Source organism: Bradyrhizobium sp. BRP23 (assembly GCF_020194135.1).
Classification (GTDB): Bacteria; Pseudomonadota; Alphaproteobacteria; order Rhizobiales; family Xanthobacteraceae; genus Bradyrhizobium; species Bradyrhizobium yuanmingense.
Map to the genome: position 1 here is coordinate 216,903 of NZ_JADYVW010000010.1, position 16,262 is coordinate 233,164.

At 65.0% G+C, this 16,262-nt stretch carries 18 protein-coding genes and 1 tRNA gene; 7 read left to right on the forward strand and 12 right to left on the reverse strand.

Features of this window, described 5'->3' with window-relative positions; translation table 11 throughout:
* The 4 genes from I6F24_RS26345 to I6F24_RS26360 form a co-directional block, all read right to left on the reverse strand.
* Positions 1-840, reverse strand: coding sequence for an ABC transporter permease (locus I6F24_RS26345; RefSeq protein WP_035996700.1), 840 nt, complete (start codon positions 838-840; stop codon positions 1-3).
* Positions 837-1,808: an ABC transporter permease gene (locus I6F24_RS26350; protein WP_225152150.1), complete on the reverse strand. Its 972-nt coding sequence runs from the start codon at positions 1,806-1,808 to the stop codon at positions 837-839. The genes I6F24_RS26345 and I6F24_RS26350 overlap by 4 nt, the downstream gene beginning before the upstream one ends.
* A 199-nt stretch (positions 1,809-2,007) precedes the next feature.
* The gene (locus I6F24_RS26355; protein WP_225152152.1) at positions 2,008-3,558 is read right to left on the reverse strand and encodes an ABC transporter substrate-binding protein; all 1,551 of its coding nucleotides are present in this window, start codon (positions 3,556-3,558) and stop codon (positions 2,008-2,010) included.
* A gap of 301 nt (positions 3,559-3,859) precedes the next feature.
* Positions 3,860-4,171 carry a hypothetical protein gene (locus tag I6F24_RS26360; protein WP_225152154.1) on the reverse strand — a complete coding sequence of 104 codons (312 nt, stop codon included), beginning with the start codon at positions 4,169-4,171 and terminating at the stop codon, positions 3,860-3,862.
* 180 nt (positions 4,172-4,351) lie between these two features.
* On the opposite strand from I6F24_RS26360, the gene irr reads away from it, so the two are divergent.
* On the forward strand, positions 4,352-4,837 hold the full coding sequence (gene irr / locus I6F24_RS26365) for a Fur family transcriptional regulator Irr (protein ID WP_035996708.1): 486 nt from the start codon (positions 4,352-4,354) through the stop codon (positions 4,835-4,837).
* 29 nt (positions 4,838-4,866) lie between these two features.
* Here irr and I6F24_RS26370 read toward each other — a convergent pair whose 3' ends face one another.
* Complete coding sequence (locus I6F24_RS26370; RefSeq protein WP_225152156.1) at positions 4,867-6,414, reverse strand: winged helix-turn-helix domain-containing tetratricopeptide repeat protein; 1,548 nt, start codon at positions 6,412-6,414, stop codon at positions 4,867-4,869.
* Positions 6,415-6,547: 133 nt separating this feature from the next.
* Here I6F24_RS26370 and mddA point away from each other — a divergent pair, with 133 nt between their 5' ends.
* Together mddA and I6F24_RS26380 are read left to right on the forward strand one after the other, a co-directional pair.
* A complete protein-coding gene (gene mddA, locus I6F24_RS26375) occupies positions 6,548-7,336 on the forward strand; it encodes a methanethiol S-methyltransferase (protein WP_225152158.1) in 789 nt (262 codons plus the stop codon).
* Between the two features lie 88 nt (positions 7,337-7,424).
* Positions 7,425-7,847 carry a GFA family protein gene (locus tag I6F24_RS26380; RefSeq protein ID WP_036040263.1) on the forward strand — a complete coding sequence of 141 codons (423 nt, stop codon included), beginning with the start codon at positions 7,425-7,427 and terminating at the stop codon, positions 7,845-7,847.
* An 80-nt stretch (positions 7,848-7,927) separates the two neighbouring features.
* On the opposite strand, the gene I6F24_RS26385 is transcribed toward I6F24_RS26380, so the two are convergent.
* Positions 7,928-8,152, reverse strand: coding sequence for a hypothetical protein (locus tag I6F24_RS26385; RefSeq protein ID WP_036020653.1), 225 nt, complete (start codon positions 8,150-8,152; stop codon positions 7,928-7,930).
* Between the two features lie 234 nt (positions 8,153-8,386).
* Between I6F24_RS26385 and I6F24_RS26390 the strand changes: the two genes are divergently transcribed.
* Positions 8,387-8,671 (forward strand): hypothetical protein, encoded by a 285-nt coding sequence (locus tag I6F24_RS26390; protein WP_225152160.1) that lies wholly within the window; start codon positions 8,387-8,389, stop codon positions 8,669-8,671.
* 135 nt (positions 8,672-8,806) lie between these two features.
* Here I6F24_RS26390 and I6F24_RS26395 read toward each other — a convergent pair whose 3' ends face one another.
* From I6F24_RS26395 to I6F24_RS26410, 4 genes are all read right to left on the reverse strand, one after another.
* Positions 8,807-10,741, reverse strand: coding sequence for an ATP-binding protein (locus I6F24_RS26395; protein ID WP_225152162.1), 1,935 nt, complete (start codon positions 10,739-10,741; stop codon positions 8,807-8,809).
* Positions 10,738-11,421, reverse strand: coding sequence for a response regulator transcription factor (locus I6F24_RS26400; protein WP_035996793.1), 684 nt, complete (start codon positions 11,419-11,421; stop codon positions 10,738-10,740). Before I6F24_RS26400 ends, I6F24_RS26395 begins: the two co-directional genes overlap by 4 nt.
* Positions 11,422-11,580: 159 nt before the next feature.
* On the reverse strand, positions 11,581-11,808 hold the full coding sequence (locus I6F24_RS26405) for a hypothetical protein (protein ID WP_225152164.1): 228 nt from the start codon (positions 11,806-11,808) through the stop codon (positions 11,581-11,583).
* A gap of 135 nt (positions 11,809-11,943) precedes the next feature.
* Positions 11,944-12,810, reverse strand: a complete 867-nt coding sequence (locus I6F24_RS26410; RefSeq protein WP_225128540.1) for an alpha/beta hydrolase — start codon at positions 12,808-12,810, stop codon at positions 11,944-11,946.
* Between the two features lie 142 nt (positions 12,811-12,952).
* Here I6F24_RS26410 and I6F24_RS26415 point away from each other — a divergent pair, with 142 nt between their 5' ends.
* Positions 12,953-13,330, forward strand: coding sequence for a VOC family protein (locus I6F24_RS26415; protein ID WP_035996730.1), 378 nt, complete (start codon positions 12,953-12,955; stop codon positions 13,328-13,330).
* Positions 13,331-13,349: 19 nt separating this feature from the next.
* Positions 13,350-14,234, forward strand: a complete 885-nt coding sequence (locus I6F24_RS26420; protein ID WP_225152166.1) for an arginase family protein — start codon at positions 13,350-13,352, stop codon at positions 14,232-14,234.
* 94 nt (positions 14,235-14,328) lie between these two features.
* Here the strand turns inward: I6F24_RS26420 and I6F24_RS26425 are convergent.
* Positions 14,329-14,413 (reverse strand) — tRNA-Leu (locus I6F24_RS26425).
* A 156-nt stretch (positions 14,414-14,569) separates the two neighbouring features.
* Between I6F24_RS26425 and I6F24_RS26430 the strand changes: the two genes are divergently transcribed.
* Positions 14,570-15,109 (forward strand): disulfide bond formation protein B, encoded by a 540-nt coding sequence (locus tag I6F24_RS26430; protein ID WP_036020670.1) that lies wholly within the window; start codon positions 14,570-14,572, stop codon positions 15,107-15,109.
* A 3-nt stretch (positions 15,110-15,112) separates the two neighbouring features.
* Here the strand turns inward: I6F24_RS26430 and I6F24_RS26435 are convergent, their stop codons facing one another.
* A complete protein-coding gene (locus I6F24_RS26435) occupies positions 15,113-16,198 on the reverse strand; it encodes an AbrB family transcriptional regulator (protein WP_225152168.1) in 1,086 nt (361 codons plus the stop codon).
* Positions 16,199-16,262: the final 64 nt, after the last annotated feature.

A 16,262-nucleotide genomic window follows, 5' to 3' on the forward strand; every position in this document is an offset into this window, starting at 1 on the left:
TCAGCGGCCCTCCCGCGACAGGCGCGGATTGAGCGCATCGTTGAGGCCTTCGCCGATCAGGTTCAGCCCGAGCACCGAGATCAGGATGGCGATGCCGGGAAACACGGTGATCCACCAGGCCTGCCGGATCACGGTGCGGCCGGCGCCGACCATGTAGCCCCAGGAGATCAGATTGGGATCGCCGAGGCCGAGGAAGGACAGCGAGGATTCAAGCAGGATCGCGGTGGCCACCATCAACGAGGCCAGCACGATCACGGGCGACAACGCGTTGGGCAGGATCTCGCGCAGGATGATCCAGCTGTTGCTCTGGCCGGTGACGACGGCGGCCTGGACATATTCGCGCGTGCGCAGCGACAGCACCTCGCCGCGAACGAGGCGAGCGACCGGCGGCCAGCTCACCACCGCGATCGAGGCGACGATCGAATAGATCGAGGGCTGCAGGATGGCGACCAGCACGATCGCGAGCGCGAAGCTCGGAATGGTCTGGAAGAACTCGGTGAAGCGCATCAGGGCGTCGTCGACCTTGCCGCCGAAATAACCGGCCATGGCACCGATCGGCACGCCCACGATCAGCGCCGCCAGCGTGGAGACGAGACCGACCAGCAGCGAGACGCGGGCGCCGAAAATCATGCCGGCGAAGATGTCGCGGCCGAGCGCGTCGGTGCCGAGCGGCACGGCCCCGAGCGTGAACGGCGGCAGGAACGGCCGCTGCACCATGCGCCAGGGCGAGTTCGGGAACAGCATCGGTCCGAACACCGCGACAGAGATTGCAACCAGGAGGATGACGAGCCCGATGACGCCGCTCGGGCTCTTCAGCATCGATTTCCAGAACTGTTTCATGCGGCGTATTCGATCCGCGGATCGACCAGGCGATAGACGAGGTCGGTGATGAGGTTGAAGGTGAGGACCATGGCGGAGCAGATCACGAACACGCCGAGCAGCAGATTGTAATCCCGCTGCAGCAGTGCGTCGTACATCAGCCGCCCGATGCCGGGCCAGGCGAATACGGTCTCGGTGATGACGGCGCCGCCGATCAGCGTGCCGGAATGCACGCCGGCGAGCGTCACCACCGGCAGCAGCGCGTTGCGCAGCACGTGGCGGCGCTGGATCACGGCGTCGGAGAGCCCCTTGGCGCGCGCCGTCTTGACGAAGTCGAGGCGTTTCACCTCCAGCATCGAGGCGCGCGTCATGCGGGTGTAGGTCGCCATGAAGAACAGTCCCAGCGTCATCGCCGGCATGATCAGGTGCTTTGCGACGTCGAACGCGTGGGCAAGGCCGGTGAGATTGGCGCCGACCGTCTCGTAACCGAAGCTCGGCAGCCAATCCATCGTGACCGAGAACAGGAGGATGCCCATCAGCGCCACCCAGAAGATCGGCATGGCGTAGAAGATCAGAGCGAACACGGTGATGGCGGTGTCGAAAAAGGTTCCGGCAAAGCGCGCGGCGAAGGTGCCGAACAGGATGCCGAGCGTGAGCGAGATCGCGAAGGCGGTCAGCGTCAACAACAGCGTCGCCGGCAGCCGCTCGCCGATCAGTTTTGCGACCGGAGCCTGCTGGCGGAAGGAAAAGCCGAGGTCGAGGCTGGCGACGCCCTTGACGTAGATGAAGAGCTGCTCGGGCAGCGGCTTGTCGAGCCCGAACTTCTCCCGGAGCTGCTTGACGAAGACCTGATCGCTGGCCCCGGCCTCGCCCGCCATCACGATCGCGGGATCGCCGGGCGCCAGGCGGATAAGGAAGAAGTTGAGGACCACGATCGCGAGCAGGACGATCACGCCCTTCAGGACGCGCTGAGCAACGAAGGAGAGCATCTAGTGAGTCATATTGGTGATGTGACCTGGCGCCACGGAGACGGAGTGACTCCCTCGCCCCGCTTGCGGGGAGAGGGTTGGGGTGAGGGGGACTTCCCGCGAGCGTATCAGCAGTTGGACTCGTGGAGACTCCCCCTCACCCGAATGTGCGCTATGCGCACATTCGACCTCTCCCCGCAGGGGAGAGAGGTAAGAGGCTTCACTTGTCGAGCCATGCGTCCTTGAAGCCGTCATTGACCCCGATCCCCGTGGTGATCAGGTTCTTGACCTTGCAGCGCATGATGGTCGGAAATTGCAGCTCGAGCATCCAGGCAACCGGCACGTCCTCGACCAGGATCTTCTGCGCCTTCTCGTAGATCTCCTTGCGCTTGGAATCCGGCGTTGCAACCGCGCCCTCGGCGAACAGCTTGTCGATATCCGGGTTGGAGTAACCCTCGACGTTGTTGAACATCTGGCCCTTGGCGATGTTGCTGGAGATGTAGTTGCGTCCCACTCCGAGCGCGGGGTCGCCGTACTGGTAGAGATAGGTAAAGGCGATGTCGTAATCCCACTCGGCGATCTTCTGGTTGCCGCCGGCGACGTCGGTGGCGATCGTCTCGATGGTCATGCCGACATCCTGGAGGTTCTGCTTGACGGCTTCGCCCCAGCGCTGCCAGGTCTCGCCATAGGCGAGCGGCAGCAGGCGGATCTTTTCGCCCTTGTAGCCGGCTTCCTTCAGCAGTGCCTTGGCCTTGGCCGGATCGTAGGGGTATTTCTTCACGTCATCGGTATAGAACTTGATGGTCGAGGCCGACGGGCCGGTGGCGACCTTGCCGAGCCCGTTCCAGATCACGTCCTTGGCGAAGTCGCGGTCGACCGCATACATGATCGCCTGCCGCACCCGCTTGTCGGCGAGCGGACCCTGGCGGTTGTTCAGCCACAGCCAGGCCAGCGGCGAGAAGAATTCCCAGCCGGCGCCGGTGACGCAGGTGTCCTTCAGCTTGGACAGCCGCGGCACGTCGAAATTCTCGACCGAGCCGCCGGGCAGCACGTCGACCTTGCCGGTCTCGTAAGCCACCGAGCGCGCGGCGGCGTCCGGGATGATCTGCCAGTAGATCTCGTCGAGATGGGGCTTGCCCTTTTCGTGGTAGTTCGGATTCTTGACCAGGCGGATGAACGAGCCCTTCTGCCATTCCTTGAACATGAATGGGCCGGTGCCGATGGGTGCGTTGTTGTAGGGGTTGGTCTTCCAGTCGGTGCCTGCATAGAGATGCTTCGGCACCATCGGCATCGAGCCGACCTCGAAGATGCCGAGGAGCGGGCCGAACGGCTGCTTCAGCGTGAAGACCACCGTATGATCGTCCGGCGTCTCGACCTTGTCGACCTGCGCCAAATTGGTGCGGGCGCGCGCATGGGTCTGCTTCAGCATCTCGATCGAGAACAGCACGTCGGCGGCGGTGAAGGGCTTGCCGTCGTGCCAGGTCACGCCCTTCTTCAGCTTGAAGATGTAGGTCTTCGCGTCCTCGCTGACGCTCCAGCTCTCGGCGAGCTCCGGCAGGGGATCGAGCTTGGGGCTGTAGCGCAAGAGGCCTTCGAAGATGTTGCCCGAGACCATCTGGGTCGGGCCGTTCTGGACCTGTGCAAGCATCAGGCCGGGCGGCTCGGGCTGAATCACGGCATTGATCACACCCCCCGTCTTCGGCTCTTGCGCCAGCGCAGGGGCCGCAAGGCCGCAAGCCAGGAGGAGACCAAGCAACACTCGTTTTGGCATGTCGTAATCTTTCTCAAGCGAAACCAGCCGGAAACGCTTCGCACGCGCCCTCGCGCGCAAAGCGACGGTCGGTCCATCCCAGTCCCCATCCGCCATCGAGGCTCACACAGTCCCGTTCAGCGCGGCAAGATGAAAGTCGCGACAGTGCTCGCACAAAAAATGTACAGCTCGTCCTGTTTCTCCGCCTGTGCGACGGCACGGTAGATCGGCCAGCTCCGAGGGATCAGGCGGCCTTCAGAAGTGATGAGAGCATGCCGGGGCAGTGCACAAGTCCGCGCCTGCGACCAAAAGCATCAGCCCGTCATTTTGCGCCGAGCTTCCGCCGCAATTCGTCGAGCGCCTCTGCAAGCTGCTCGCGGTGCGCGATGTCGTCCTTGGGAAGCGCGGCGACGCTGCCGGCGAGCTCCCGCAGGATGCCGGCCAGCAGGCCGAAGTTGACGTGCAGATGCACCGATTTGCGTTCATCGGCCGCACCAGGATGTTGCAGCACCAGCGCAATGCCGCTGCCGTCGAGCTTCGCCTCGAAGCGGGACGAATGCTCGAAGGTGCCGACATAGAATTTGTCGGGATATTCGAGTGCGACCTCTGCCTTGTCGGGAACCGGCTTGGACATGCGAACCTCATCTATGCCCGCGCATTCTGGCCGGGAATGAGCCGGCCCGCCTTGCGCCAGGTCAGAGGCGGTCGACGCCAAATTTGATCCGGATCAAAGCCGGCCCGCCGCTTTTGCGATCGAATGGCAAGTAGCGGGACGCGGCTGCGCATCCCGTTTGCTTGAGCCGTGAGACGATGGATGGATATTCAGGCCACGACTATCCCTGCGGATGACGACGGCGGACCCGATATCGCCGGTCTTGAGCCGTCGCCGGATGCGGGCGTGCAGCACTGCCTGCAATTGCTCGGCAATGCCGGCTTGCGCCCGACACGCCAGCGCGTGGCGCTGGGCCGACTGCTGTTCCTGGGCGGCCATCGTCACGTCACCGCAGAAAGTCTCTACGCAGAAGCGATGGCTGCGAACGCATACCTGTCGCTCGCCACCGTCTACAACACGCTGAACCAGTTCACCGAAGCGGGCCTCTTGCGCCGGATCGCGGCCGACGGCATCAAGTCGTTCTTCGACACCGACACGTCCCTGCATCCGCACTTCTATCTCGAAGGCGAGGACGTGCTGGTCGACGTGGCCGAGGGCCTCGCCTTCACCAAGATGCCCGAGGCGCTTCCCGGCCACGAGATCGCGCGGCTCGATGTCGTCGTCCATTTACGCCGGAAGCGAACCTAGCGCTTGCCCTGCAGGGAGGGTAAGACGCCTCACTGCAAGCCTGCGCGGCGGAATCCCTCCAGATAGTGTTCGCGATCTCGCTCACTGGCCCACGGCAGCTGCGTCGCGATCCAGTGCAGCGAGATGCCCGGCTGGGTGCGGCGGAGCTCTCCGAGTGCCATTTCCGCAAGCGTGCCATCGCCAGTCATGCCGGCGGAGACGGCGAGCACGCGGTATGCGCCGGTAAGATCGCCGCGGTGGCGGATCGCCTCGCGCGCCAGCGCGATGGCCTCGCCATAGTGCCGTTCGGTGAAGCGCGCATAGGCGGCGATACCGTGATAGATCGCCAATGACGGATCGCGCGGCGACAACCGGATCGCCTTTTGCGCGGCCTCGAACGAGTCGTTCGAGCGTCCGGCATAGGACAGTGCCAGCGCGTAATAGCCCTGCGCCAGCGAGAAGTTCGGATTGAGCGCGAGCGCCTGCTCGAACTCGGACAGCGCGTCTGGGAGCCTGCGGGTCGAGAAGCAGACGCTGCCGAGCGCGGCATGTGCCCAGGCGTCCTCATGGTCGCAGCGCACCGCTTTGAGCGCGGCGGCTTCCGCGGACGGCGCAACCGCGGCCAGCTCGGTCCAGCCGAGATGCACGCCGAACATGTCGTTCACGGCCAGCACCGACAACGCCTGGCCGTAATCCGGATCGATCGCGATCGCGCGCGCGAGCAGCGCCTTCGCGGCCGCATGGTCCTGCCGGGTCACGCGCCAATAATGCGACAGCGCGCGCATCAACAGGTCCCAGGCGTCGAGGCTCGCCGGCGGCTTCCGACGGCTGCGGAAATTCTCGGCGGCGTGGATCTGCGGCTCGATCGCGGCGGCGATCGCGTTGGTGATCTCGTCCTGCACGGCGAAGACGTCGACGAGCTCGCGGTCATAGCGCTCGGCCCAGAGATGACCGCCCGACACGGCGTCGTTGAGCTGCGCGGTGATGCGCACCCGGTTGTCCGTCTTGCGCACGCTGCCTTCGACGATGTAGCGGACGCCGAGCTCCTCGGCGATCTGCCTGATATGGACCGCGCGTCCCTTGTAGGTGAAGGAGGAGTTACGGGCGATCACCATGAACCAGCGCTGCTTCGACAGCGCGGTGAGGATGTCCTCGCTGATCCCGTCGCCGAAATAGTCCTGCTCGGGATCCCCGCTCTTGTTCTCGAAGGCGAGCACCGCGACCGCCGGGCGGTCCGCCATGCGCGGGGGAGCGAGCCTGGCTTCGGTCCGCGCGGGCGATACCGCCACCTCTTCCCGGACCTCGCCGACGAACCGAAAGCCCTTGCGCGGAATGGTCTTGATCAGGCGCTGGCTCGCGCCGTCGTCGCCGAGCGCCTTGCGCGCGGCGTTGATCCGGCTGTTGAGGGCGGAATCCGAGACGATGCGGTCGTTCCAGACCTGGCTGATCAGGTCATCCTTGCTGACCACACGCGCCCGTTGCGTGACCAGATAAAGCAGCAGATCGAACACCTGCGGCTGCAACGGGACGGGTTTTCCGTCGCAATTGAGCTCCCGGAGGTCGCCGTCCAGCACGTTGTTTTCAAAGCGAAATCGCACGTTCTCGTCGTCTCAAGCAAAAATCAAAGTCGTCTCAGGCGAAAATCAATCGTCCGCGAAAGCCGCCGGACGTCCGATCCGGCATGGTGCGAAGACCAAACCGTGTCGATGCCTCGGCACAACGGAGTGTTTCATGACCCAAATTGATCATCAGGTTCATTCTCTCGGCCCGGACGTTACGGGCTCTCGTATTTTCAGGTTCATCGCCTTTCTGTACGGAATTGCGGCGTATCTCGTGTTTTTCGTCACAATTCTCTACGCGATCGGCTTCGTCATGGGGGTGATGGTGCCCAAGACCATCGATACCGGTGCCGAAGCGCCCGTCGTTCGCGCGGTCGTCATCAATCTGCTGCTGATGTCGCTGTTCGCGGTTCAACACAGCGTGATGGCGCGCCAACAATTCAAGGCATGGTGGACGCAGTTCGTCCCCAAGCCGGTCGAGCGCTCGACCTACGTGTTGTTCGCGAGCCTGTCATTGCTGCTCCTGTTCTGGCAGTGGCGTCCGCTACCCGCGGTCATATGGGAAGTCGAGAACCCCGATCTTGCCGTGACACTGGTCACGTTGTCCTTCGCTGGCTGGGTGCTGGTGTTCACCTCGACTTTCATCATCAACCATTTCGAACTGTTCGGACTGCATCAGGTGACGAATCATCTCGTCGGCAAGGAGATGCAGCCGCCGCGTTTCAAGACGCCGCTGCTCTACAAGTTCGTCCGCCATCCGATCTATCTCGGTTTCATCATCGCGTTCTGGGCGGCGCCGGTCATGACCGCGGGTCATCTGCTGTTCGCGGCCGTGACCACGCTCTACATCTTCGTTGGCATCGCGCTTGAGGAGAGCGATCTCGTCGATCTCTTCGGCGACGAGTACCGGCAGTACAAGCAACGCGTCTCCATGCTTATTCCCTGGCGCCGGTCAGTATAGTCTAGGCCAAGCCCCGCGCATCCAATCGAAACAGCGCGCGGGGCGCCGACGCGCGATAGCGATCCATCGGAAAAAGGGAGACGTCCAAATGAAACATGTCGGAAACTGCTTCTGCGGCGCGGTCACGGTCGAGGTCACGGGCGCGCCGGAGGCGATGGGTTACTGCCATTGCCGCTCCTGCCGCTCGTGGTCGGGCGGCCCGGTCAACGCCTTCAGCCTGTGGAAACCGGAAGCCGTGCGCATCACCGAAGGCGCTCAGAATGTCGAGACCTTCGTCAAGACGCCGCTCAGCCAGCGCAAATATTGCAGGAAGTGCGGTGGCCATCTCATGACCAACCATCCGCCGCTCGGTCTGGTCGACGTTTTCGCCGCCACCATCCCCACCCTCGCGTTCACGCCCGGCGTCCACGTCAACTATGCCGAGACCGTGCTGCCGATGCGCGATGGCCTGCCCAAGCTGAAGGATTTTCCCGCCGAGTTCGGCGGAAGCGGCGAAATGATGCAGGAATAGCGGCGCGCCTTTGGCATTTTTTCGAGAGGGCGGCAGAGCGCTGCCCTCTCTGGCTTCTTCCAAGAGAGAAGGATGAACGACTAGCCTCCGCGCGATTCGACCACCTTGCGGCAGGAATCGGACAGCTTCGACTTGTTCTCGCGCAGGCAGGCGTTCATCTGCGGCGGCTTGCCGATATGCTCGGCGCAGAATTTGCTGGCGTCGCCGCGGCAGGCCATTTGCTCCTGCACAGATGGACCGGACTGTGCGGCAGCAGGCAGGGCGGCAGCTGCGAGCAGCAGCGCGGCAAGAACCGAAATCTTCATGGAGCACCTCTTTGGAATTCTCGTTGGTCCCGACCGGGATCAATCGGGCCGGACCATTCCGCAAAGGCCGGGCGCCGGTCCATGCCATGTTCATGGCAGCGGCCAGTCCTCCCGCCCGCGGTACCCCCATCTTCATGGCATGTATCCGCGCGCCGACTTTTGTCATTCAGGCTGCACCTCGGCTGCGAGACCCGGTGATTGCGTCGGGACGCCGAACGGAACCAGGAGAGCAAGATGTCGAAGAGAGCTGGAGCGCTGGGCGCAGGGCTGACGGTCATGGCGCTGGCGGGCGCGGCGATGGTGTCGCTGGGCACGAGCCCGGCGCAGGCCGTGGTCTATTGCAAGACCGTCGGCGTGCCGAAGGGCTGCGTGGTGCGGCCGACTGGCGCCGTGGCGGTGGGAGCGCCGGTCGCGCGGGCTGCCGTCGCGACCCCCGGTGTCGGCGCGCCCGGTGTCGGTGTGCGTGCCGGCACGCCGATGAATCGCGGCGGCCCGGTCAATCGCGTCGGCGTGCGCTGATATTTCCGCTTCATTGAATTGATGCATCGCTTCGGGCCAAGGGGCCTGCGGACGAACCCCCCGTCCTCCGCAGCCAATTTTACCCGGCCCGTCCCCTCTCTCCGTGCGCCCCACACGTTCGGGGAGGGGGCCCTTTCAGCCCGCGGCCATGTCGCTGTCGGGAAAACGTTGCGGCAATTTCAGCCGCACGCGCGTGCCGGAGGAATCAGACGTCAGGTCGAGCACCGCGCCGCAGCGGGCGGCGCGGCTTTTCATGTTGCGCAAGCCGCGCGCGGTCTGGCCGGCCCCCGCGGCCTCGCCATTGCCGGCCAGCGCAAAGCCGCCTCCGTCGTCAGTCACGCTGATCACGCCGTACGGCCCCTGGCCCGCGTCGAACGTGTCGATGGTCACCGCGATGCGGCGGGCCTGCGCGTGCTTGACCGCATTGGTCACGGCTTCGTCGAGGATGCGCACGATCTGGACGACGTGCCATGGCCTGAGCTCGGGATGCAGCGGCAGGCCCTGCGGCGTCGCCACGCGCCAGTCGAGCGTGATGTCGTGCGGCCGCAATTGGGCCGTGGCGCGCTCGCGCCAGGAGCCGAGCGCCAGCATCAGGTCGCCGCCGATGTCGTCCATGGAATCGATCACGAGACGGAGATCCTTCAGCGCCGCGCGGGCGGCATCCGTGATGCTCGCGCCCGTGCTGCCGCGTTCGGACAGCGCGACGATGCTCACCAGCTGGCCGCCGAGGCCGTCGTGCAGGTCTCGCATCAGGCGCGTGCGCTCGTTGGCGAGCGCCGCCGCGCGGGCGCGCTCCTCCTCGCGGGCAAAGCTCGCCTTCAGCCGCTCCTCGGCCTCCCGCACCCGCGTCACCAACTGGCCGGCAAAGCTGTCGACCTGGTTCAAGGCGCGGGCGAAGCGCCAGGTCAGCCCGGCGCCGATCGCGACCAGCATCGCCGAATAGGACAGGCGCGAGACGAAGATGCGATCGTTGCTCACGATGTCGAGCACCGTGAGCATGTCCTGGACCCAGCAGACCAACACGATGGTCACCGCGCAGCCGATCGTGAAGCTCGCCGCGTCCTGCCGCCGCACCACCGCGGTTGCGGTGACGCAGGCCATCAGGAACAGGCAGAGCCCGACGGTGGGAATGCCGAGCACCAGGAACAGGATGCGCGGCAGCGGCGGGCCCCCGATCAGCCCGACCACGAACACGAGGACGCCGGGCACGAACAGCAGCGTGCCGTAGCGCGGCCAGCGCCAGCCGAAGAACAGCACGCCGAACACGACGATCAGCGCGCTCTCGATCGGTGCAGAGGCCAGCAGCACCGCGGCCAGGTGCGATACCGTGGCCGGCGGCACCGGCGGCGGCGCGAATGCCTGCACCACGCCGAGCACCATCGCCGTCGCCAGTACGCCATAGACCGGCTCGTGACGCCGCATCAGCCACATGATCGCGAGGATGACGGCCAGGATCGCCTGCCAGGCGGAAAACACCACAGGCAGCGTGACGAACAGCAGCGTGCGTGTCTCATAGGCCGGGCGCAAGGCGGCATCCGGCCCGACATAGACGGTGTCGAGGAAGCCCTTGAGCGGGCCCCATACGAACAGCCGCACCGTGATCTCGTTTCCGCCCTCGCGCAGCAGCGACGCGGGGATGGCTGCGATCTGCGGCGTGTTGCGGTCGGGCCGGTTGGCGTTGGTGTCGCGTCGGGAGTCGAGCACGACGACGCCGTTGACGGCGACCTCCACCGCGTTGCTGAAGCGCGGCAGGTACACCGACCAGCCCGAGGCCGCATCGCCGCTCCGGAACGTGAAGGTGCCGGCGTAGAATGGCGGGTCGGCCAGCGAATAGCGCGACGAGGTGAAATGCGGCAGCGTCACGGGGCGCGTCAGACCGTCCTCTCGCACCGAAAAATCGGTCACGGCGAAGTCTTCGGGATCGCTCGGCTGCAGCACCCGAATCCCCAGGATCGTGACGATCACGATCAGCGCCTGAAGCAGCAGATAGGGCACGAGGCGCGAGGCGATTAGCCGGCGCCGCGGGCGTGTCGGTGCCTTCGTAGGTGCTTTGGCCGCGATCTCGCTCACAGCTTGATCAGGCCCTGCTGCACCGCCTCGAACACCGCCTCGCTGCGCGTATGCACCTCGAGCTTGCGATAGATGTTCTTGATATGCCCAGGCACGGTCTGCTTGGACAGGCCGAGATGGCTCGCGATCTCGGCATAGCTGAAGCCTTTGGCGATGCCCCACAGGATGTCGATCTCGCGCGGGGTGAGCCTTGCCGTGTTGAGCGCGGGACCGGGCGGCGGCTCCGCCGAATTCTGCGCGGCACCTTGCGTCCTGCGCACGATGAAGCGGGCGATCGAGGCCGAGATCGGCGAATGTCCCGCGACCAGATCGCGCACCGTGGTGGCGATGTCGGTGGGGAAGGCGTCCTTGAGCAGGTAGCCGGTGGCGCCGACCGTGATCGCGGAGATCACGCTTTCCTCGTCGCCCAGCGCGGAAATCACCATGATTTCGGTGTCGGGGAAGCGCTGCCGCATCTCGCGGATCAGCTCGACGCCGTGGCCGTCGGGCAGTCGCAGGTCGGTCAGCAGCACGCGCGGCGCGCCGGCGGCGAGGGCTTGCCGCGCCTCTGCGAGCGTACCGGCGCTGCGCACCTCGTAACCGGCCTTGACCAGCGCATCCTGAAGCCGCCAGCAGGTCGGCGCATCGTCCTCGACGAGGAGGATGGTGATGGCTTCACCCGTCTCGCCTTGTTCGGTCATGATCATGGTCCCGCGATCCGCGTGTCCCCCGCGGCGCGAGGCAAGTCTAACCGCAGCCCGAAGGCCGTGACACCCATAATCATGGGGGCGGGAAAGTCACGGGACTGCCATGTGCCGACCCAACGTTGCCGCGCGACGGAGTGCCGCCGCCAATCCAGCTTACGAAAGATCAACCCGCGGCGGCGGATATCGCCGCGCCAGGACCGATAGCGACAGCGGCCGTTCGTCTTCCGGCAGCTCCAGATAGGCCAGCACGAGCGGCCGCTTCCAATCGCCGACGCCGAAATCCATCGCCGTCCATTTCTGCGGCTCGGGCCCTTCGAGCCCCCGGACCCAGACGAAATAGCGGGGAAGGTCGTCCGTCTCCGTCGTGCGTCTCCTGGCCATCGAAGCGGTCCGCTGCATCAGATCGTTGCCGCACGATATAGGGAATATCTGGGGGAAGTCGAACGCCCGGGGCGATCGGGGAAGCTTGCCGCCCGCGCCGGTGCCGGTTGGCGACAAAAGCGCTGTCGTTGCCCGTTAAGGTTCGATCCGTTCGAGAAATGATCGCGTCAGCGCGACAACCTCATCGAGGTTGGTTTCGAGCAGCCAATGGCCGCCATCCAGGAGATGCAGTTCGGCATCCGGCAGGTCGCGGAGATAGGCCCGCCCTGACTCCTCAGGCATGTAATGGTCCTGCGGCCCCCACAGGATCAATGTTGGCGGCTTGTGCTGCTGAAGATAGCGGCGGTGCTCGGGAAACCATTGGCGGTTCGCCTTGAGGCCAAACAGAACGTCTGCGGCGGCGTCTTTCCGCCGCTCGGTCATCAGCGACCAGTGCAATCGCCAAAGGTCCGGCGCGATCAGTCCAGCCATGTCCGCACGCACATCATTCAGGAACTCGTCCCGGAAATTCTCTTCAGTGATAGCTTCCCTCATCGCCGCACGCATCTCCTGATCGGGCAGTGACCAGGACTTCTCGATGTCGGCGTATGCCGGGCCAAGCGCATCTTCGTAAGGTATGTCGCCGTTTTGAATGATCTGGGCCACCACCCTCTCAGGCCGCATGATCGCCAGCCTCGCTCCGATCGGTGAGCCAAAATCATGAAGGTAGATCACGAAGCGTTCGATCTTCAGCTGCTTCACGAACTGGTCGAGCCACGCGGCATAGCCGTCGAAGCTGTAGTCGAAGTCATCAGGTGTCCCGCTATAGCCGAACCCGGGATAGTCGGGAGCAATCAGCCGCCAATTATCGGCCAGTCGCGGCATCAGATTGCGGAATTCGTAGGATGAACAGGGATAGCCGTGCGGCAGCAGAACGACGGGCGCGCGTTCAGGACCGGCTTCTCGGTAGAAGGTATCCACGGATCCGATCCGGACCCTGCAATGTCTGACGCGTGTGTCCATGTCTTGCTTCCTTTGTAGATAAAGCAACTTCGGGGGCGGGGTTCCCGGCATCTGCTTCGTGGTGGGTAGAACCGCAGGCGGCTCTGCGGAACAACGACCGGAAGCTCACCGTTACGAAGCAACACCGGAACGGGAGGTCGTTGTGATCCATCATGTCTCCGTCGGTACGAATGATGTTCAGCGTGCGAAGCGCTTCTACGATGCGGTCTTGCCGGTCGTCGGGATCACGCCGATGGCCGAGGACGAGGGTGGACTGGGCTACGGAAGCGGGACGTTTCACTTCAGCGTTCAAGTTCCGATCGATGGAAAACCCGCGACCGTGGGTAACGGCAGTCATATCGCCTTTGCCGTCGAGAACCGCGCGATGGTCGATCGCTTCTACGCAGCAGCATTAGAGCATGGTGGCAGCGACGCTGGCGCTCCCGGGCTGCGGCCGAGTTACGACCTCAACTATTATGGGGCGTTTGTCCGCGATCCAGACGGTCACAAGATCGAGGCCGTGACCTACTCGGCACAATAGTCGCGAGCGGGAAGGCGCCATGCCGACCATCCCCTATGCAATTATCGAAGCTCCTTCGACGCTCGGCCTTGCGACCGACGGCGTGGAGCGCTTGCCCGAACAGCTGCTGAAGCTTGGACTTGCGGAGCGCATCGGCGCACGCCGCGCCGGGCGGCTGGTGGTGCCTTCGAAAGATCCGGCGCCGGATCCCGAGACCGGCATCTTGAACGCCGGCGCAATAGCGGCGTGGTCGCCCCAGCTCGCCGACGCGGTGGAAGCGGTGCTTGTCGCGGGCGAGTTTCCGCTGGTGCTGGGCGGCGATTGCACGATCTTGCTGGGCTCGATGCTCGCGCTTCGACGGCGCGGCCGCTACGGCCTGTTGTTCATCGACGGCCACGCCGATTTTTTCCAGCCCGAGGCGGAGCCCAATGGTGAGGGCGCCTCGATGGACCTTGCCTTCGTTTCCGGCTACGGCCCGTCCCTCCTGGCCGACATCGAAGGTCACGGTCCTCTGGTCCGCCCTGAAGACATTGTGGCGTTTGGATATCGCGATCACCAGGATCAGGCGGAATATGGAAGCCAGCCGCTTCCCGAAGAGCTCAAGGTGCTTGATCTTCCGGCTGTGCGGGCGCGGGGCATCGAGGCCGCTGCACGCGAAGCCGTCGATTACCTGATGCGAGCCGAGCTGGACGGCTTCTTCATCCATCTCGACGCCGATTGTCTCGACGATGCCATCATGCCGGCTGTCGATTTTCGCGTGCCGGGTGGGTTGTCGTGGGACGAGCTATCGACCGTGCTCCGGGTTGGCTTGGCGAGTGGCAAGGCGGTCGGCCTGGAGATCACCATTTACAATCCGGGCCTGGATGAAGACGGCAGCGCCGGGCGTGGCCTGGCCGATGTGCTCGCAGCAACGCTCTGGTCGTAGTTCGAGTTTGCTGAACCAGTCCGACTTCGCCAAGAGGCTTCGCCGGACACGCTTCGCCCTTCTAGCCCCCACGCGAAGCCCAAAGGGCGAAGCGTGGTGCCCCTGGCCGGAATCGAACCAGCACTCCTTGCGGAACTCGATTTTGAGTCGAGCGCGTCTACCAGTTCCGCCACAGGGGCCCTCGGTCGGCCCCATAGGCGGCGTCGCGAAGCCGGCGGACTATAGCCATGGACGGGACGGGGTCAACCCGCGCCAAAGTGATACGGCCGTTCTCGACAGCCGCATGGGCCGGGGCTAGAGGCTTAGGGCGCGCGAGAGATACGAAAGAGGCTGCCGTGACCACCCAGAGTGCCGCCATACCTGCGTTCAAGCCGGGCGCCACGAGCCCCGCGCTGACCGCCGCGGTCCTGGTCACGCTGATCGGCGCAGCCACGATTGCGGGCGCCTGGTTCTTCCAGCTCGTCCTGGAGATCCTGCCCTGCCCATTGTGCCTGGAGCAGCGCTACGCCTATTACCTTGCGATACCGCTCGGTGTGCTGACGGCGCTGGCGGCGCGAAGCGGCGCGCCGCGGCCGCTGCTGCTGGCGGGGCTGGCGATCCTCACCCTGGCCACGCTCGCCAATGCCGGCCTCGGCGCCTACCATTCCGGGGTCGAATGGGGGTTCTGGAAGGGGCCGACCGATTGCTCCGGTCCGGTCGTCAACCTCGGCAGCGCCGCCGATCTCTTGTCGAAGCTCGACACCGTGAAGGTGGTGCGCTGCGACGAGGTGCAATGGCGCTTCCTCGGCCTGTCGCTCGCCGGCTACAACGTGCTGATCTCCCTCGTGATGGCCGCGATCGCCGCGTGGGGATTCGTGCGGACCGCGAAGCGCTAAAGCTCAATCATCCACGTCGTCCTGCGTGCGCCCGAACAGGTGCACGATGCCCGGCGTTGCGATCGTCACGAAGACGAAACGCGACAGGTGGTGGGCGCCGACGAAGATCGGGTCGATGTGCAGCGTCAAGGCCAGCGCCAGCATCGCGTCCATCGCGCCCGGCGCGAAGGCGACGACGACGTCGGAGAATTTCACCGGGGTGGTCAGCGCCACGATGCCAACGAAGATGGCGGAGACGGCGATGGCCACGGCAAACGAGCCCAGCGCAGCGCGGAGGTGGCCGGCGAGCGTCTTGATCCGCATCCGCGCGAAACGGCTGCCGATCAGTGCGCCGATCCCGATCAGCGCAACGCCACGCACCCAGTCCGGCAGGCCGCCCTCGACCCATCCGGCACCATGCAGCACGCTGGAGGCGATCATCGCGCCGAACATCCAGCTCGCGGGAAACCTGATCAGCCGCAACACGAGCGCTGCGGCCAGCGACGCGGCGGCTAGCTCGAGCAGGTCGAGCGGCGAGGCGATGGTCGTCGTCAACGACGGTGCAGCGGAGGGCGTGACGCCTGCAATCGCCAGCACCATCGGCAGCGCGGCGGTCAGGATCATGACGCGCATGGTCTGCACCACCGCAATGCCCGGCAGGTCGGCGCCGCGCTCGACCGCCAGGATCGTGATCTGCGACAGCGCGCCGGGACTGCCGGCCAGGAAAGCGGAGGTGCGGTCCCAGCCATGCATGCGCTGGAGGTAATAGCTCGACCCGAACGTGGAGCAGAACGTGGCGAGCGCAAGCAGGCCGATGGTGAGGGGATAGGCGCTGACCTGCTGAAGCAAATGGCGCGAGACGACCGAGCCCAGCGAGATGCCGAGCAGCACCAGCACGGTCTGGGTCAGAATCGGCGGCAAGGTCAGCTGACGGCCGGCGATCGCGGCGATCCCGACCGCGATCATTGAGCCCGAGATCAGCCCGCCGGGCAGGCCGGCGAGCAGAAACACAAGGCCGCCGGCGGTGCCGATGACGAGCGTCTCCACCGTGCTCAGGATCGTGGCACGGCTCGGCCATTCGAACGACAGGGAGGCGGTGATGTGCTTCACGCCACCTTATCGCAAATCAGCGCGAGGCGCACAATTGCAGGCTCGTCATGCCGCAATGCGCGAG

What these genes read in the sequence shown, in the direction of transcription:
- I6F24_RS26360 (WP_225152154.1), bottom strand. Translation starts at nt 4,171, where the DNA reads ATGTCCAAGCCGGTTCCCGACAAGGCAGAGGTCGCACTCGAATATCCC.
- irr (WP_035996708.1), top strand. Translation starts at nt 4,352, where the DNA reads ATGGATATTCAGGCCACGACTATCCCTGCGGATGACGACGGCGGACCC.
- I6F24_RS26350 (WP_225152150.1), bottom strand. Translation starts at nt 1,808, where the DNA reads ATGCTCTCCTTCGTTGCTCAGCGCGTCCTGAAGGGCGTGATCGTCCTG.
- I6F24_RS26390 (WP_225152160.1), top strand. Translation starts at nt 8,387, where the DNA reads ATGTCGAAGAGAGCTGGAGCGCTGGGCGCAGGGCTGACGGTCATGGCG.
- I6F24_RS26405 (WP_225152164.1), bottom strand. Translation starts at nt 11,808, where the DNA reads ATGGCCAGGAGACGCACGACGGAGACGGACGACCTTCCCCGCTATTTC.
- mddA (WP_225152158.1), top strand. Translation starts at nt 6,548, where the DNA reads ATGACCCAAATTGATCATCAGGTTCATTCTCTCGGCCCGGACGTTACG.
- I6F24_RS26345 (WP_035996700.1), bottom strand. Translation starts at nt 840, where the DNA reads ATGAAACAGTTCTGGAAATCGATGCTGAAGAGCCCGAGCGGCGTCATC.
- I6F24_RS26420 (WP_225152166.1), top strand. Translation starts at nt 13,350, where the DNA reads ATGCCGACCATCCCCTATGCAATTATCGAAGCTCCTTCGACGCTCGGC.
- I6F24_RS26385 (WP_036020653.1), bottom strand. Translation starts at nt 8,152, where the DNA reads ATGAAGATTTCGGTTCTTGCCGCGCTGCTGCTCGCAGCTGCCGCCCTG.
- I6F24_RS26400 (WP_035996793.1), bottom strand. Translation starts at nt 11,421, where the DNA reads ATGACCGAACAAGGCGAGACGGGTGAAGCCATCACCATCCTCCTCGTC.
- I6F24_RS26410 (WP_225128540.1), bottom strand. Translation starts at nt 12,810, where the DNA reads ATGGACACACGCGTCAGACATTGCAGGGTCCGGATCGGATCCGTGGAT.
- I6F24_RS26355 (WP_225152152.1), bottom strand. Translation starts at nt 3,558, where the DNA reads ATGCCAAAACGAGTGTTGCTTGGTCTCCTCCTGGCTTGCGGCCTTGCG.
- I6F24_RS26380 (WP_036040263.1), top strand. Translation starts at nt 7,425, where the DNA reads ATGAAACATGTCGGAAACTGCTTCTGCGGCGCGGTCACGGTCGAGGTC.